The following is a 12,989-nucleotide window of genomic DNA, read 5'->3' on the forward strand; positions in this document are numbered from 1 at the left end:
AGGAGCCAGCCGTGCCGGACAACATCAACGCCGAGCTGGAATCGGAAGAGCTTGTGCCGCCCGCCGAGCCGAAAGCAGCGCACCTTCCCCTGGACCGTGCCATCGAAACCCAAGCCGACCTCAGTGCCGAGATCAACGCGATCGGCGACGCCTATGCCAGGGCCCTCAAGGATGGTGCCGAGCCTGAGACCCAGCCGCGGCTGGACTACCCGCCGTACCGCAGCAGCATCCTGCGCCACCCCACCAAGAGCCTGCACCACGCGGACCCGGAAACCATCGAGCTGTACTCCCCGGCGTTCGGGCACCAGGACGTGCACGCCCTGGAATCGGACCTGACCATCCAGCACAACGGTGAGCCCCAGGGCGAGCGGATCATCGTGGCCGGCAAGGTCCTGGACGGCAACGGCCGCCCGGTGGCCGGGCAGCTCGTGGAGATCTGGCAGGCCAACGCCTCTGGCCGCTACATCCACAAACGCGACCAGCACCCGGCCCCGATCGACCCCAACTTCACGGGCATCGGCCGCTGCATCACCGGCCCGGACGGCTCGTACCGGTTCACCACCATCAAGCCCGGCGCCTACCCGTGGAAGAACCACCTGAACGCGTGGCGCCCGGCGCACATCCACTTCTCGCTGTTCGGCACCGAGTTTACCCAGCGCATCATCACCCAGATGTACTTCCCCGGCGACCAGCTCTTCCCGCTGGACCCCATCTACCAGACCATCGTGGACCAGGACGCCCGCGACCGGCTCGTGGCCAACTACGACCACAGCCTCACCGAACCCGAATGGGCGCTGGGCTACAACTGGGACATCGTCCTGACCGGCCCCAAGCGGACCTGGACGGAAAACGAGGCGTTCGGTACAGCTGGAGACAGTAGTGAAGAGGCAGGAGAGTAAGCAGATGAGCACCAAACTGGTACCCACCCCCGGCCAGACCGTGGGCCCGTTCTACGGTTACGCCCTGCCGTACGAAAAGGACAACGAACTCCTGGCCCCCGGCTCACCCGGCTCCATCCGCCTGCAGGGCACCGTTTACGACGGCTCCGGCCAGGCCATCCCGGATGCCATCCTGGAAATCTGGCAGCCCGACTCCGAGGGCAGGATCGTCCAGAAGACGGGTTCCCTGGTCCGCGACGGCTACACCTTCACCGGCTGGGGCCGCGGCGCCGTGGGCAACTCCGGCGTGTACACCTTCACCACCGTGAACCCTGGCACAACCAAACCCGGGGCAGCGGCGTTCATCTCCGTGGCCATCTTCGCCCGCGGCCTGACCAACCGCCTGTTCACCCGGATCTACCTTCCGGAGGACACCGAGGCGCTGGCCAACGATCCCCTGCTCACCTCGCTGGAGCCCGAGCGCCGCACAACGCTCATCGCCCGGCGCGATCCCGACGGCGGACTGACCTTTGATATCCGCCTGCAGGGTGAGGGCGAGACAGTCTTCCTGGACTTCCAGTGACTGACGCGGCCAGTTCAGCAGGCGGAGCCTTCGGAGCCCGCAGCGGGGAGTCCGACGGCGACGTTGGCCTGCTCAGCCCTGTCTCGGCGTCGCCGCTTGTCGGCGCGCTGACGGGGGACCGCGCGGTGCTGGCGGCGATACTCGCCGTCGAGTCCGGCTGGGCTGCCGTGCTGGAGAACGCGGGCCTGGCACCTGGCGGTGCGGCCGCCGTCGTCGCCTCCGCCGCTGAAGCGGGCCGCTACGATCCTGCGGACATCGCCCGCCGTGCGCAGGGCGGCGGCAACCCGGTGATCCCGCTGCTGGCCGACCTCCGCAAGCAGGTGGCAGCGCTGGACACCGGCAATGCCGGAGCCGGAAAGGCGGTGCACACGTCGCTGACCAGCCAGGACGTCCTGGACACCGCACTCATGCTGCTGACCCGCAACACCGTCGAGGCGCTGCTGGCCGACCTGAAAGGCGCCACCGCGGCGCTCGCCGCCTTGGCGGAGCAGCATGCGGACACATTGTGTGTGGGACGGAGCCTCACCCAGCATTCGCTGCCGTTCACGTTCGGCCTGCGCGCCGCCCAGTGGTTCCACGGCGTCGCGGCTGCGGGCCGGCAACTTGAAACGCTGCAGTTCCCGGTCCAGTTCGGCGGTGCGGCCGGAACGCTGGCCGCCGGCACTGTCCTGACGTCCGGTTCGTCCTCTACTCCGTTTGGCCTCGCTGATGCCCTTGCGTCCCAGCTGGGGCTCGCCCCTGCGCCGGCGCCGTGGCACACCAACCGGCTGACCATTACGTCACTGGGCCATGCCTTGGCTTCGGTGCTGGATGCCTGCGGCAAGATCGCGGCCGATGTCCTGTTCTTGAGCCGGCCCGAGGTGGGCGAACTGGCCGAGCCGCGGGCCGCGGGCAGGGGCGTTTCCTCGGCGATGCCGCAGAAGCAGAACCCGGTGCTGTCCGTCCTGGTCCGCAGCGCCGCGCTCCAGGCGCCGGGGCTGGCAGCCCAGCTGCACCTGGCGGCCGCGAACTTCAACGACGAACGGCCGGACGGCGCCTGGCATATCGAATGGCCGGCACTTCGGCAGCTGTTGGCACTGGCACTCGGCGCTGCCGGCCACGTCCGGGAGCTTGCCGAAGGGCTGCGGGTTTTTCCCGACGGCATGCGCCGCAACCTGGACCTGGCCGGCCCGCTGCTGCTGGCCGAGGGCGTCGGGGCCGCGGTGGCCCCTCTGCTTGAGGACAAGGACGGGCTCAACGGCAAGCAGCAACTGCAGACCGTGGTGGACCAGACCCTCCAGGCGCCGCCGGCGGAGCAGGCTGCCACCTACCGCAAGCTGCTCCGCGAAGCCGTCCCGGCGTCGGTCCTTCCGGACGTCCGGCTGGAGGAACTCCTCAACCCGGCCAGCTACCTCGGCGAGGCCGCGGAGATCTCCCGGCGGATCCTTGCCGCGTACCCGGACTTTGCCAATTCACCTGCCGATACCGATGCGAACGGAGCTTCCCGTGGCTAAACCCGTCCTGAAGGCAGCGCTGCTGTCACCCCAGCGGCCCCTGGGCGACCACCCCCTGCTGGTGGTGGGCCCGTCCCTGGGCACCTCCTCGATCCTGTGGAACAGGGCGGCCTCGCTGTTGGGCACCGACTACGACGTGGTGGCCTGGGACCTGCCGGGCCACGGCGTCTCGCCCGCGGCGACGGAAACGTTTGACGTTCCGGCGTTGGCGGACGCGGTCGTGGACCTGGTCGATTCCATCGCCCCTGGCGAGGCGTTCCACTACGCGGGGGTCTCCCTGGGCGGCGCCACCGGCCTGCAGCTCGGCATCAAGCACGGGCAGCGGCTCAAGAGCCTGTCCGTCCAGAACAGCGGAGCAAAGATCGGCACCCCGGAAGGCTGGCTGGAGCGCGCCGAAACGGTCCGCAACCAGGGCACACCGGTGATGATCCAGGGCTCGGCCGAGCGCTGGTTCGCCCCTGGTTTTATGGACCGTGAGCCTGAGCTGAGCAGCAGGCTCCTGCATGCCCTGCGCGACGCCGACCGCTTCAGCTACGCCTTCTGCTGCGAGGCGCTGGCGGCCTTTGATGTCCGTGACGAACTCGGCACCATCCGTGTCCCCACTCAGGTTATTGCCGGGGCGCTCGATGGCGTGGCCACGCCGTCGATGGCCGAAGAAGTGGCCGCCGGGATCACCGCGGGCGGCGGAACCGCCACCGCCGTCACGCTCGAGGGAGTGGCCCACCTTGCCCCCGCCGAGGCGCCCGCCCACCTTGCGGAGCTGATGCGCGGGCTCCTGGCTTGGGCTGAATCGCGGGAGGCGGCCAAGTGAGCGGGATGGAGCGGCACGGCGTGGTCCAGCCCGCTGCCACCAGCCAGGAGGTTTACGACGGCGGCATGGTGGTCCGGCGCGAAGTCCTTGGCGACGCGCACGTGGACCGGGCCAACGCCAACAAGGATGGATTCACCGAGGACTTCCAGGACATGATCACCCGGATCGCCTGGGGTGGCATCTGGACCCGGCCGGGCCTAACGCGGCAGATGCGGTCCGCCGTCACCATCACCGCGATGGTGGCGCACGGGCACTGGGAAGAGCTGGCCATGCACATCCGTGCCGCCCTCACCAACGGCCTGAGCAGGGACGAGATCAAGGAAATCCTGCTCCAGACCGCCATCTACTGCGGCGTCCCCTCCGCCAACACCGCTTTCAAAACTGCCCAGCAGGTCTTCCGAGAAATGGACAGTACTGACCTGGACAGCACCCGTACCGACGAACCCCAGCCCAACTAGGTAGCGCGAAGTGTCGTTTTGAACCCCCAAAACGACACTTAGCGCTACTTAGTTGGGTGGCCACAGACAGAATTAAGAGGAGCATCATGAATCAGGCTTTTGTGTACGATGCCGTGCGCACTCCGTTCGGCAAGTTCGGCTCCGGTCTCGCTGCCGTGCGCCCGGACGACCTTGCCGCGCACGTGATCAGGGAGTCCGTGAAGCGTGCTCCCGGGCTTGATCCGGAGCGGATTGATGAGGTGGTGTTCGGCAACGCGAACGGCGCCGGTGAGGAGAACCGCAACATCGCCCGGATGGGCACCCTGCTCGCGGGACTGCCCGTGTCTATCCCCGGGACCACGGTGAACCGGCTCTGTGGGTCGTCGCTGGATGCTGCGATCATCGCGTCCCGCCAGATCAACGCCGGTGACGCCGACCTGGTGCTCGTGGGCGGGGCGGAGTCGATGTCCCGTGCACCATGGGTGCTGCCGAAGACGGAGAAGCCGTACCCGGCCGGGGATATGACGCTGGCTTCCACCACCCTGGGCTGGCGCCTGGTGAACAAGGCCATGCCCAAGGAATGGACCATCTCCCTGGGCGAGGCCACCGAACGTTTGCGCGAGAAGTACGGGGTGTCCCGGCAGGCGCAGGATGAGTTCGCCGCGAACTCGCACAACCTGTCCGCCGCCGCGTGGGATGAGGGCTTCTACGACAACCTCGTGGCACCGGTGCCGGGCACGGACCTGGTCCGGGACGAGGGCATCCGCCCCGGCTCCACCGCGGAGAAGCTCGCGGCATTGAAGACCGTGTTCCGTTCAGAGCCCGAGGGCGCCGAGGTGGGCGGCACGGTCACCGCCGGCAACGCGTCGCCGTTGTCCGACGGCGCCTCCGCGGCCTGGGTGGGGTCCGAGGCTGCCGCCGGGCTGCTGGGGCTCGAGCCCCTGGCCCGTATTGCCGGGCGCGGGGCGCACGGCAATGATCCGCAGTTCTTCGGGTTCGCTCCGGTGGAGGCGGCGAACAAGGCCCTGGCTAAGGCGGGCATCGGCTGGGACCAGGTGTGCGCCGTCGAACTTAACGAAGCGTTCGCCGCTCAGTCGCTGGCCTGCATCAACGCCTGGGGCATCAACCCTTCGATTGTTAACCGGCACGGCGGGGCGATCGCGATGGGCCACCCGCTCGGTGCTTCCGGGACCCGGATCCTGGGCACCCTGGCCCGGTCCCTGCAGGCCTCCGGGGAACGGTGGGGTGTCGCGGCGATCTGCATCGGGGTCGGGCAGGGCCTGGCCGTGGTCCTCGAAAACGTCACTGCTGGTGTGAAGGGCTGAGAGAGATGTTGAATTTTGTAGACACCGTGGCCGATGCCGTGGCCGGCATCAAGGACGGCTCCACCGTGATGATCGGCGGCTTCGGCAACGCCGGGCAGCCGTTCGAACTGATCGACGCGCTGCTCGACTGCGGTGCCACGGGCCTGACGGTGGTGAACAACAACGCCGGGCAGGGTGACCAGGGCCTTGCGCTGCTGATTAAGGAAGGCCGGGTGCGGAAGATGATCTGTTCCTTCCCGCGGCAGTCAGATTCCTGGCACTTCGACGCCAAGTACAAGGCCGGGGAGATCGAGCTGGAGCTGGTCCCGCAGGGCAACCTGGCCGAGCGGATCCGCGCTGCGGGGGCCGGGATTGGCGGGTTCTTCACCCCCACCGGGTACGGAACCATGTTGGCCGAGGGCAAGGAAACCCGGATCATTGACGGCCGCGGCCAGGTGTTCGAAACCCCCATCCACGCCGACGTCGCCCTGATCAAGGCCCTCAAGGCCGACGGCAAGGGCAACCTGGTCTACCGGAAGACCGCCCGGAACTTCGGCCCCATCATGGCCGCAGCCGCCAAGCAGACCATCGTCCAGGTCTCGGAGATCGTCCCCACCGGGGCGCTGGACCCGGAAAACGTGGTCACCCCGGGTATTTACGTCAACACGGTTGTCCGCGTCCCTGTGTCAGAGAGCCGCACCGCCGGCACGAGCGAGAAGGTGGCTTGAGATGACCACTGCAACAACCCTCCAGACCTCCACCACACCGCTCGGTCGCGACGACCTCGCCCGGCTCGTGGCCAAGGACATCGCGCCCGGATCCTTCGTGAACCTGGGCATCGGCCAGCCCACCCTGGTCTCCAACTACCTCACCGAGGACCAGGACATCACTCTCCACACGGAGAACGGGATGCTCGGCATGGGTCCGGAGGCCACGGGGGACCAGATCGACGGTGACCTTATCAACGCCGGCAAGATCCCGGTCACCGAACTCCCGGGTGCGTCCTACTTCCACCACGCGGACTCGTTCGCGATCATGCGCGGTGGACACCTGGACATCTGCGTCCTGGGCGCTTTCCAGGTTTCCGCCACCGGTGACCTGGCGAACTGGCACACCGGGGCACCCGGGGCGATTCCCGCCGTCGGCGGTGCCATGGACCTGGCTACCGGGGCCAAGGACGTTTTCGTCATGATGACCCTCCTGACCCGCGAAGGCGCCTCCAAGATCGTCGAGTCCTGCACCTACCCGATCACCGGCGTCGGCTGCGTCACCCGCGTCTACACCGACAAAGCAGTCTTCCTCACCGGCCCCGACGGAGTCCAGGTCCGTGAAACCTTCGGCTGCACCCTCGAGGAACTCCAGGAACTGGTGCCCGTCCCGCTCAAGGCCGCCAGAGCTGCCTGAGGCCACCCTAGGATTGGTAACCATGACCAACGCCGTCCGCACAGACACCCCGGCTGCACCGCAGGCCAGCGACCAGTACGTCCAGTCGCTGGCCCGCGGGCTGGCCGTGATCCGCGCGTTTGATACGGACCACCCGGTCATGACCCTCACCGAAGTGGCAGCCCGGACGGACCTGACCCGGGCAACGGCCCGGCGGTTCCTGCACACCCTGGTGGAGCTGGGCTACGTGCGGACTGACGGCAAAACCTTCGCCCTCACCGCCAAGGTGCTCCAGCTCGGGTATGCGTACCTGTCCGGGTTGTCGCTGCCGCAGCTGGCGCAGCCGCACTTGGAGGAGCTGTCCCTGAAGCTCGGTGAATCAACGTCCGCAGCGGTGCTGGACGGGACGGACATCGCCTATATCGCCCGCGTAACCACCCGGCGGATCATGAACGTGGGCATCACCGTGGGCACCCGCTTCCCGGCCTATGCCACGTCCATGGGCAGGGTGCTCCTGGCCGGCCTGCCGCCCGCGGATTTGAAGGCATACCTGGCGGCCGCGGAGATCAAACCGCTCACACCGCGGGCCATCGGCACTGCCAAAGAGCTGCTCGCAGTGCTGGACACGGTCCGCGCCCAGGGCTGGTGCCTGCTGGACCAGGAACTGGAACTGGGCCTGATGTCCGTGGCGGCCCCCGTGTATGACGGCCCAAAGGTCGTGGCTGCCGTCAACGTCTCGCTGCAGGCCCAGACTGTCGCAGCCCAACCGGACCCCGACGCCTACCTGGCATCGGTGGCCCGGAAAATCGTGGCGACGGCGAAACTCGTCTCCGCGGACCTGACTGCCCGGGGGTAACAGGGGCTTAGCCCGCGGGAGGGTGCACCCAGCACGCCGCTCAGCGAGCAGAGACTGCCCCTGCGCACCGAACCCCGGCCTCATTGCGCAGGCCGGTACACAGAGCGCAGACTGTGGCCCATGGCTACCGAAGCTGATGTCAGAATAGCTGCCCTGGCACTGCCCGGTGTCTCAGAGCGGCCCAGCTGGGGCCAGCCGGCGTGGTTCGCCAAAACCCTGCTGGCCAGGATCTGGGAACCCGGAGTCCTCACGGTCAAGACAGAAGAGCGTGAAGCCCTTGCCGGCACCGAGCCGGAGATTTTCTTCTGGACGCCCCATCATGAGCGCTCACCCCAGTTGGTGCTGGTCCGGCTCGAGCGGATCGACGGGAAGCTGCTCAAGGAACTGCTGGAGGACTCCTACCGCCTGGCGGGAGGGAAAGCGGGAGGGAAGCGCGCCGATGGCCCGGGCAGCCACTAGGTAACTCTTTGCCACCCAAGCCGGCCGCACCACTCCCGCCACAGGGGTACGGGCCATAGACTCTAGCCAACTACGTGCAGCAGCGCCGCTCCGCGAAGCCCCCTGGTCCACCAGGGAAAACAGGGGCGGCGGCGAAGCACTCGTGCAGCGATGGGAGTCGGCGGGTGAAACTGGGCATACCGCGGGAACGCCGGGAGGGTGAACGGCGGGTGGCCGCCACACCGGAATCGGTCAAGCAGTTGGTGGCGCTGGGCGTGGACGTGCTGGTCGAGGCGGGCGCGGGTGACGCCGCCGGCCACGCGGACACGGCGTACAACCAGGCCGGAGCGCAGGTGGTCCCGGAGCTGGACCTGGCGCAGCTGGATGTCCTGGCCCATGTCCGCCCCCTTGACCCGAACACCGTGAGGTCCCTGAAAAGGGGAGCGGTCACGGCGGGGCTTGGGTCGCCGTCGTCCGAACTCCCGACGGTGGAGGCCCTCGCGGACGCGGGCGTCACAGCCTTTGCCCTCGAACTGGTGCCCCGCATCTCCCGCGCCCAGTCAATGGATGCCCTCAGCTCCCAAGCGCTCGTCGCCGGATACCGCTGCGTGCTGGAAGCCGCCATCCGGCTGCCCCGGTTCTTTCCGCTGTACATGACCGCAGCCGGGACCGTCCCGCCGGCCCGGGTCCTGGTCCTGGGCGCCGGAGTGGCCGGGCTGCAGGCCATCGGTACGGCAAAACGGCTCGGCGCCCGCGTCTTCGCCAACGACATCCGCCCCGCTTCCGCAGATGAAGTGGCCTCGATGGGCGGCACTTTCATCCGGCTGGACCTCGAAACCGCGGAGGCTGCCGGCGGCTACGCGCGCCAGCTCAGCTCAGACGCCGGCACCCGGCAGCGGCAGCTGCTCGCCCCGCATGTGGCGCAGGCGGACGTGCTCATTACGACGGCGGCCGTCCCCGGCAGGCGCGCACCGCTCCTGGTCACCACCGAGATGGTGCAGGGCATGCGCCCAGGCTCGGTTGTTGTTGACCTCGCCGCCGAGTCCGGCGGCAACGTGGAGGGTGTTGTCTCCGGCCAGGACATTCCGGTCCCCACCGCCGACGGCTCCGGCCATGTCACCCTGGTGGGCCTGAAGGACGCACCGTCGGCGATGGCCTCCGACGCCTCCCGTCTTTATGCCAAAAACGTGGCCAACCTGCTGGCCCTGATGATCAAGGACGGCGCTTTGGCATTGGATTTCGACGACGAAGTGCTCGCCGGAGCCTGCCTGGCACACGACGGCGCGGTGCGGCACCAGCCCACCGCCGAACTGCTCGCGGCGAGGGCCGGCAGCCGGCGGGAAGGGGTGCTCTGATGGACGGGATCAGCCTGTTGACCATTACTGTCCTGGCGGTGTTTGTTGGCTTCGAAGTGGTCTCCAAGGTGTCCAGCACCCTGCACACGCCGCTGATGTCGGGTGCAAACGCCATCCACGGGATCATCCTGGTGGGTGCCATCATCGTGGCCGGCCAGGCAGCGGACCCGTGGGTGCTCGCTGTGGCCCTGCTCGCCGTCGTCCTGGCTACTGCCAACCTGGTGGGCGGCTTTGTGGTGACCGACCGGATGCTGCATATGTTCCACGCCCGAAAGGAAGCCGGCACAAAGGCTGCAGCGGGGAAGGTGGGCGGCAAGTGACCCTCTTCGATCCCGTCTGGTCCTCCCTGCTCTACCTGGCCGCGGCCGTCTGCTTCATCCTGGCCCTGCGCGGCCTCAGCTCCCCGCGCACCGCCCGCCGCGGCAACCTGATCGGGGCGCTGGGAGCCCTGATCGCCGTCGTGGCTGTTTTCCTGTCCTCCCGGCTGGAGAACATCCCCTGGATCCTTGCCGCCATAGCTGTCGGTGCGGCAGTGGCCGCGCCGGTGGCGCGGCGCGTGAAAATGACCCAGATGCCGCAGCTGGTGGCGCTGTTCAACGGGGTGGGCGGCGGCGCCGCCGCACTCGTGGCGCTCCTGGAGCTGAGCCACGCGGACGATCCCTGGGTGCGCCTGGCCATCGTCTTCACCCTCCTCGTCGGTGCCGTATCCTTCGCCGGCTCCGGCGTCACCTTTGCCAAGCTGCAGGAACTGATGACCACACGGCCGGTGGTGTTCCCGGGTCTTCCGGCAGTCATGACGGCGGTGCTCATCGCGGCGGTGGCGGCCGGCGTCGCTGTCATCCTTACCGGTTCTTCCCCGCTCGCAGTGCTGCTGCTGGTACTGGGGCTCGCCGCCGGGGTTCTTCTTGTGCTTCCGGTGGGCGGAGCCGACGTCCCGATCGTTATCTCGCTGCTGAACGCCTTCACCGGCCTGGCCGTCGCGGCCTCGGGGCTGGTGCTTGGCAACGTGCTGCTGGTGGTGGCGGGCACCCTGGTGGGCGCCTCCGGTACCATCCTCACCCGCGCCATGGCCGCCGCCATGGGCCGCAGCGTCGCGGGCATCCTGTTCGGCGCCTTCAGGGGAGGTTCGACGGCGGGATCCACCGCCGTGAGCGTGCGTCCCGTGAGGTCCTCCAGTGCCGAGGACGTGGCCGTGTTGCTTGGTTACGCGCAGCGGGTGATTATCGTTCCCGGGTACGGCCTGGCCGTCGCGCAGGGCCAGCACACGGCGGCCGAACTGGCCCTGGCGCTGGAGGCGCGCGGCATTGAGGTCGACTTCGCCATCCACCCGGTGGCCGGCCGGATGCCCGGGCACATGAACGTGCTCCTGGCCGAGGCCAACGTGCCCTATGAATCGCTTAAGGAGATGGGCGAGATTAATCCGGAGTTCAAAACGGCGGACGTGGCGCTGGTGGTGGGTGCCAATGACGTTGTGAATCCCGCGGCCAAGACGTCCTCCGGGTCGCCTATCTACGGCATGCCCATCCTGGAGGTGGCGGATGCCCGGCAGGTGGTGTTCCTGAAGCGGTCCATGCGGCCCGGTTTCGCCGGGATCGAGAACGATCTGCTCTACCAGCCACAGACGTCCCTGCTCTTCGGCGACGCCAAAGACTCCCTGGCCCAAGTCCTTGGCGCAGTGAAAACGCTGTAGCCTGCCGTGCTGCACCGCACCTCCCGCCCGGCGGGTTACTCTTCTTTGAGAAGTAGCCTTTCCATCCGCCACCAGAGGACGCCATGACTGCCAATTCCACTGCCCCCAGCCGCGCAGCCATCATCATCAATCCTGCCAAGCCGGTGGACATCGACGTGCGCGGCCTGGTGGCCAAGCACTGCGTGGAGAATGGCTGGGGCGAAACCCTCTGGTTCGAAACCACCAAGGAGGATCCCGGCGTCGGGCAGGCCAAGGAAGCCCTCGCCCAGGGCGCGGACATCGTGATTGCCGCCGGCGGCGACGGGACGGTCCGGTGCGTGGCGGAGGTCCTGTCCGGCGGAGACACCCCGATGGGCCTGCTTCCCCTCGGCACGGGAAACCTCCTGGCCCGCAACCTTGGCATGGATGTCACGGATTACGACGGCGCTATGGCCGGTGCGCTCATCGGCACCGAGCGGAAGATCGACGTCGTCCGGGCCCGCCGGAGCGATCCGGACAAGGAGCAGCTCTTCCTGGTGATGGCCGGGGTGGGGTACGACGCCACCATCATGGCCGACACCAACGAGGACCTCAAGGACAAGGTGGGGTGGCTGGCCTACGTGGATGCGGGCATCCGGAACCTGCCCGGCAAACCGGTCAAGGCAACCATCGTGATTGACGGCCAAACCGTGGTGCACCGCGGCGTCCGCAGCGTGATGGTGGGCAACTGCGGCAAGGTGCAGGGCGGGCTGGAGATCTTTCCGGACGCCAAGGTGGACGACGGGCTGCTGGACGTTGCCGTCCTGGCGCCCCACCACGGAAAGCTCGGCTGGCTCTCAGTGCTCGCCGGGATGATCGGCAAGGGACGCGGCAAGGACACCGCGGTGGAGTATTTCCAGGGCAAAACCGTGGAAGTCACCCTGGAACACAACGACGACTACCAGCTCGACGGCGACCACGAGGGCAAGGGCAAACACGTCCTGATGACCATGGAGCCGTCCGCCCTGACCCTGCGGATGTAACGCTGCGGCTCTAACCCTGCGGCGGTAGCTGGGCCAGCAGTCTCCCCCACCGCGGGTCCAGCAGCGGTGCCCCGGAAAGCTTGAGGGCATGCCATAGCGTCACGGCCACCGAATCCAGCACGGGCACCCCGGTGCTTTCCTCGATGCCGGCAGCGATGTTGGCGCCGTAGAGGTTGGTGCACAGATACACCAGGGCATCCGGCGCAGCCGCCGCCAACTCCCGCGAGCCCGGGAGCATCTCGTCGTCGGTCACGCGCGCGAAGGATTCGTTGTCGCTCAGGCCCAGGGCACGGTGGTCCACCGTTTTGATCCCTTCCTGCTCGTAGGCGGCGATGACCCGGTGGTTGACGTCCTCCGTATACGGCGTGAACAGGCCGATCCGCTCGGTGCCGAAGGCCCGGAATGCCTCGAGGTACGCCAGGGTGGAGGTGGTGGCGGGGATGCCGGTGGCGTCGGTGATTTCCCGTACCAGTTCCTCGTCGTGGGCTGATCCCAGCCAGGAGCCGGAGGTGCCGTTCCAGGCAATAACGTCCACATCCGCCGTCGCCAGGAGCCGGGCAGCCTCGCGCATCACCGCGGGGTCGAACTGCCGATCGGAGGAATCATCCAGGGCGATGCGGGTGACGGGGATCCGGGTGAAATGGACGGTGACGTCCGTGCGGGAGCCCAGGATCCGGTAGGTCTGGGGCTCGAGGCAGGTGTTGGAGGACGGCACGATCATGCCGATGCGGATGGGACGTGTGGTTGCGGGCATGGGGAC

At 67.9% G+C, this 12,989-nt stretch carries 15 protein-coding genes; 14 read left to right on the top strand and 1 reads right to left on the bottom strand.

Features of this window, described 5'->3' with window-relative positions; genetic code table 11:
* The first annotated feature begins 11 nt into the window (after positions 1 to 11).
* The 14 genes from pcaH to FNL14_RS02475 all read left to right on the top strand — a co-directional run bounded on the left by pcaH (position 12) and on the right by FNL14_RS02475 (position 12,229).
* The gene (pcaH, locus tag FNL14_RS02410; RefSeq protein WP_142057355.1) at positions 12 to 899 is read left to right on the top strand and encodes a protocatechuate 3,4-dioxygenase subunit beta; all 888 of its coding nucleotides are present in this window, start codon (positions 12 to 14) and stop codon (positions 897 to 899) included.
* A gap of 4 nt (positions 900 to 903) precedes the next feature.
* Positions 904 to 1,461 (top strand): protocatechuate 3,4-dioxygenase subunit alpha, encoded by a 558-nt coding sequence (pcaG, locus tag FNL14_RS02415; protein WP_142057357.1) that lies wholly within the window; start codon positions 904 to 906, stop codon positions 1,459 to 1,461.
* Positions 1,462 to 1,529: 68 nt separating this feature from the next.
* Complete coding sequence (locus FNL14_RS02420) at positions 1,530 to 2,954, top strand: lyase family protein (protein WP_255470680.1); 1,425 nt, start codon at positions 1,530 to 1,532, stop codon at positions 2,952 to 2,954.
* On the top strand, positions 2,947 to 3,765 hold the full coding sequence (locus FNL14_RS02425; protein ID WP_142057361.1) for an alpha/beta fold hydrolase: 819 nt from the start codon (positions 2,947 to 2,949) through the stop codon (positions 3,763 to 3,765). The genes FNL14_RS02420 and FNL14_RS02425 overlap by 8 nt, the downstream gene beginning before the upstream one ends.
* Positions 3,766 to 3,770: 5 nt before the next feature.
* Positions 3,771 to 4,223 (top strand): 4-carboxymuconolactone decarboxylase, encoded by a 453-nt coding sequence (gene pcaC / locus FNL14_RS02430; RefSeq protein WP_142057445.1) that lies wholly within the window; start codon positions 3,771 to 3,773, stop codon positions 4,221 to 4,223.
* 86 nt (positions 4,224 to 4,309) lie between these two features.
* On the top strand, positions 4,310 to 5,527 hold the full coding sequence (locus FNL14_RS02435; protein ID WP_142057363.1) for a thiolase family protein: 1,218 nt from the start codon (positions 4,310 to 4,312) through the stop codon (positions 5,525 to 5,527).
* A 5-nt stretch (positions 5,528 to 5,532) separates the two neighbouring features.
* On the top strand, positions 5,533 to 6,234 hold the full coding sequence (locus FNL14_RS02440; protein ID WP_142057365.1) for a 3-oxoacid CoA-transferase subunit A: 702 nt from the start codon (positions 5,533 to 5,535) through the stop codon (positions 6,232 to 6,234).
* Between the two features lies 1 nt (position 6,235).
* Positions 6,236 to 6,910 carry a 3-oxoacid CoA-transferase subunit B gene (locus FNL14_RS02445; protein ID WP_142057367.1) on the top strand — a complete coding sequence of 225 codons (675 nt, stop codon included), beginning with the start codon at positions 6,236 to 6,238 and terminating at the stop codon, positions 6,908 to 6,910.
* Positions 6,911 to 6,932: 22 nt separating this feature from the next.
* Entirely contained in the window at positions 6,933 to 7,745 is an 813-nt protein-coding gene (locus FNL14_RS02450) for an IclR family transcriptional regulator C-terminal domain-containing protein (RefSeq protein ID WP_142057369.1), read from the top strand.
* Between the two features lie 120 nt (positions 7,746 to 7,865).
* Complete coding sequence (locus tag FNL14_RS02455; RefSeq protein WP_142057371.1) at positions 7,866 to 8,204, top strand: MmcQ/YjbR family DNA-binding protein; 339 nt, start codon at positions 7,866 to 7,868, stop codon at positions 8,202 to 8,204.
* Between the two features lie 164 nt (positions 8,205 to 8,368).
* Entirely contained in the window at positions 8,369 to 9,538 is a 1,170-nt protein-coding gene (locus FNL14_RS02460) for a Re/Si-specific NAD(P)(+) transhydrogenase subunit alpha (protein ID WP_142057373.1), read from the top strand.
* Positions 9,538 to 9,858: an NAD(P) transhydrogenase subunit alpha gene (locus FNL14_RS02465; RefSeq protein ID WP_142057375.1), complete on the top strand. Its 321-nt coding sequence runs from the start codon at positions 9,538 to 9,540 to the stop codon at positions 9,856 to 9,858. The genes FNL14_RS02460 and FNL14_RS02465 overlap by 1 nt, the downstream gene beginning before the upstream one ends.
* Positions 9,855 to 11,228: an NAD(P)(+) transhydrogenase (Re/Si-specific) subunit beta gene (locus FNL14_RS02470; RefSeq protein ID WP_142057377.1), complete on the top strand. Its 1,374-nt coding sequence runs from the start codon at positions 9,855 to 9,857 to the stop codon at positions 11,226 to 11,228. The genes FNL14_RS02465 and FNL14_RS02470 overlap by 4 nt, the downstream gene beginning before the upstream one ends.
* An 83-nt stretch (positions 11,229 to 11,311) precedes the next feature.
* A complete protein-coding gene (locus FNL14_RS02475; protein WP_091419508.1) occupies positions 11,312 to 12,229 on the top strand; it encodes a diacylglycerol kinase family protein in 918 nt (305 codons plus the stop codon).
* A gap of 10 nt (positions 12,230 to 12,239) precedes the next feature.
* Here FNL14_RS02475 and FNL14_RS02480 read toward each other — a convergent pair whose 3' ends face one another.
* The gene (locus FNL14_RS02480; protein WP_142057379.1) at positions 12,240 to 12,983 is read right to left on the bottom strand and encodes an aspartate/glutamate racemase family protein; all 744 of its coding nucleotides are present in this window, start codon (positions 12,981 to 12,983) and stop codon (positions 12,240 to 12,242) included.
* Positions 12,984 to 12,989: the final 6 nt, after the last annotated feature.

The sequence above is a fragment of the Pseudarthrobacter sp. B4EP4b genome, assembly GCF_006680095.1.
Classification (GTDB): Bacteria; Actinomycetota; Actinomycetes; order Actinomycetales; family Micrococcaceae; genus Arthrobacter.

Coding starts and splice junctions, on each gene's coding strand:
- FNL14_RS02465 (WP_142057375.1), top strand. CDS start 9,538: ATGGACGGGATCAGCCTGTTGACCATTACTGTCCTGGCGGTGTTTGTT.
- FNL14_RS02440 (WP_142057365.1), top strand. CDS start 5,533: ATGTTGAATTTTGTAGACACCGTGGCCGATGCCGTGGCCGGCATCAAG.
- pcaG (WP_142057357.1), top strand. CDS start 904: ATGAGCACCAAACTGGTACCCACCCCCGGCCAGACCGTGGGCCCGTTC.
- FNL14_RS02450 (WP_142057369.1), top strand. CDS start 6,933: ATGACCAACGCCGTCCGCACAGACACCCCGGCTGCACCGCAGGCCAGC.
- FNL14_RS02480 (WP_142057379.1), bottom strand. CDS start 12,983: ATGCCCGCAACCACACGTCCCATCCGCATCGGCATGATCGTGCCGTCC.
- FNL14_RS02445 (WP_142057367.1), top strand. CDS start 6,236: ATGACCACTGCAACAACCCTCCAGACCTCCACCACACCGCTCGGTCGC.
- FNL14_RS02455 (WP_142057371.1), top strand. CDS start 7,866: ATGGCTACCGAAGCTGATGTCAGAATAGCTGCCCTGGCACTGCCCGGT.
- pcaC (WP_142057445.1), top strand. CDS start 3,771: ATGGAGCGGCACGGCGTGGTCCAGCCCGCTGCCACCAGCCAGGAGGTT.
- FNL14_RS02475 (WP_091419508.1), top strand. CDS start 11,312: ATGACTGCCAATTCCACTGCCCCCAGCCGCGCAGCCATCATCATCAAT.
- FNL14_RS02435 (WP_142057363.1), top strand. CDS start 4,310: ATGAATCAGGCTTTTGTGTACGATGCCGTGCGCACTCCGTTCGGCAAG.